This is a genomic window from Sphingomonas sp. CCH9-E2 (assembly GCF_001557215.1).
GTDB lineage: Bacteria > Pseudomonadota > Alphaproteobacteria > Sphingomonadales > Sphingomonadaceae > Sphingomonas.
Map to the genome: position 1 here is coordinate 1 of NZ_LSJM01000049.1, position 2413 is coordinate 2413.

Annotated in this window: 2 protein-coding genes; both read left to right on the forward strand. The window is 69.5% G+C overall.

The genetic code is table 11. From position 1 onward, the window contains the following. Nucleotides 1–40 precede the first annotated feature (40 nt). Nucleotides 41–1825, forward strand: coding sequence for a hypothetical protein (locus AX681_RS02640; RefSeq protein ID WP_066661596.1), 1785 nt, complete (start codon nucleotides 41–43; stop codon nucleotides 1823–1825). A 156-nt stretch (nucleotides 1826–1981) separates the two neighbouring features. Next, nucleotides 1982–2341 (forward strand): phosphoribosyl-AMP cyclohydrolase, encoded by a 360-nt coding sequence (hisI, locus tag AX681_RS02645; RefSeq protein WP_066661593.1) that lies wholly within the window; start codon nucleotides 1982–1984, stop codon nucleotides 2339–2341. Nucleotides 2342–2413: the final 72 nt, after the last annotated feature.

The following is a 2413-nucleotide window of genomic DNA, read 5'->3' on the forward strand; positions in this document are numbered from 1 at the left end:
CTGATACCCTCCGCCCGGTCGACATCGGGGGAGGGGAACTATGCGCCGACATCTCAAGGCCACCGCCGTCATCGGCGCCTTACTCACGCTCGGCAGCGCATCGGCGAGCCGCAGCCCGGCGCCGCTGTCCGACGCCATGCTCGCCGCGCTCGACCCGACCCGCGCGGGTCGGCTCGCCTGTCGCGGTCTCGACGCCAGCAAATCGGTGCTCGCCAGCCGCCTCGCACTCGCCCGAGCGTTCGCCGAAACCCATGCCGGCGCAACCCGCACGCCCGGCCTTTATTCGGGCATCGCCCCCTCCGATCTCCCGCTCGGCGATATCTCTTCCGCCGCCCGCGCATGGTTCGATCAGGGGCTGGCGCTGTCCTATGGCTTCAACCACGCCGCTGCGATCCGCGCCTTTCGGCGCGCGCAGCAGCTCGATCCGTCCTGCGCGATGTGCTGGTGGGGCGAGGCGATGGCCAACGGCCCCAACATCAACGCCGGCATGGATGACGCCCAGAACCGTGCCGCACTCAGGGCCATCGCCAAAGCGCGGCAGCTCGCCGCTACCGCCAACCCCGCGATCCGCCAGCTGATCGCCGCACAGGCCGCGCGCTACTCCAGTGCGCCCGGTGCCGACCGCGCCGCGCTCGACATGGCGTATGCAAAGGCGATGCTCGCTGCCGCCCGTGCCTATCCCAGGAGCGACGACCTCGCCGTCCTCGCCGCCGAGTCCGCGATGAACACCAGCCCCTGGAACTATTGGGAGGACGCGGCCGGTAAGCCGCGCCCGCTGATCGGCGACGCCGTCGCCCTGATCGAAACCGTGATGGCGCGCAGCCCGCGCCACCCCCAGGCGTCACACCTCTATATCCACCTGCTCGAACTGCCCCAGCCGAAGAAGGCGGAGGCCGCCGCCGATCGCCTGCGCACCTCTGGCCCCGCCGCGCTCGGCCACCTCGTCCACATGCCCGCGCATATCTATTACCGCCTCGGGCGCTACGCCGATTCGATCGCTGCCAATGCCGAAGCGGTCGCGGCGGATGAGGCCTATCTGCGCGAAGCCGGCGACGATGGCCTCGTCCGCTACGGCTATTATCCGCACAACGTCCATTTCCTGCTCGCCTCGGCCCAGATGACCGGCGACGCCGCCACCATCCTGCGCCAGACCGCCCGGCTGGCCGAGATCGTCGATATCGACAGCGGCCGCGAACTCTATTGGGTTCAGGCGATCTACGCCGCGCCCTATTTCGCGCTCGCACAATATGCGCCGCGCGCCGAGGCGCTCGCCCGCACCGCCAGTCTGCACCCGCTCGCCTATGTGGAGGCGATGCGCCGCTACGCCCGCGCCGTCGCCCACGCGCCCGATACCGACGCCACCGCATTCGACACCGAGATCGCGGCGATGCAGCGCCTCGCCACCAGCCCCGATGTGGTGAAGATGGAGGCGGGCGGCTTCCCCGCGCCGCTCATCGTCCGCCTCGCGATCGACGTCGCAAAGGGCCGCCGCGCGATGGCACAGTCCGATCCCGACGCCGCCATCGCCCATTTCGCCCGCGCGGCGGAGCTGCAAAAGGCGATCCCTTATAGCGAGCCGCCCTTCTGGTATTACCCTGTCACCCAGTCGCTCGGCGCGGCCTATTATCAGGCGGGCCGCTATTCCGAGGCAAAGGGTGCCTTCCTCGCCGCCCTGTTCGAAGCCCCGAACAACGGCCTCGCGCTCTACGGCCTCGCCCAGACCGAACGCAAACTCGGCAATGTCGTCGAAGCCGCCGCCGCCGAGCGCGCCTTCGCGACGGTGTGGCAGGGTAAACCCGGCTGGCTCGACATGATGCGGATCTGACGGGGGCTTGCGGGCCGTGGAAAGCGGCCTGGCGGCTAATGCAGGCACGGGAGATACAGGCGACGATCGCCCAGCAAACGAATGTAGAACCTGCGAGCCGCGCGAACGCCACGGCCCGGGGTGACGGACGACGGGGGAGGGGGTAAGCACATCGCCATGTCCGACCCCCGCGATTCCACGCTCGACCTGAACCCGAATTACGACGCCAACGGGCTGATCACAGCTGTCGCGACGCACGCCGCGACCGGCGAGCTGCTGATGCTCGCGCACATGAACGCCGATGCGCTGGCGAAGACGCTCGACACCGGCGAGGCGTGGTTCTGGTCGCGCAGCCGGCAGCGGCTGTGGAAAAAGGGCGAGAGCAGCGGTCACGTCCTGCGCGTGGTCGAGGCGCGGATCGACTGCGACCAGGACGCGCTTTGGCTAAAGGTCGACCCCGCCGGCCCCGCCTGCCACACCGGCGAACCGAGCTGCTTCTTCCGCCGCATCGAGAACGGCAAGCTGGTGCGCGGGTGAGGGGAGGGGCTCTCTTCAATCCTCCCCCAGCTTGCTGGGGGAGGGGGACCGCCGCCGAAGGCGGTGGTGGAG

Bases quoted from the DNA above. Each gene is read 5' to 3' on its own strand.
- AX681_RS02640 (WP_066661596.1), top strand. From the start codon at position 41: ATGCGCCGACATCTCAAGGCCACCGCCGTCATCGGCGCCTTACTCACG.
- hisI (WP_066661593.1), top strand. From the start codon at position 1,982: ATGTCCGACCCCCGCGATTCCACGCTCGACCTGAACCCGAATTACGAC.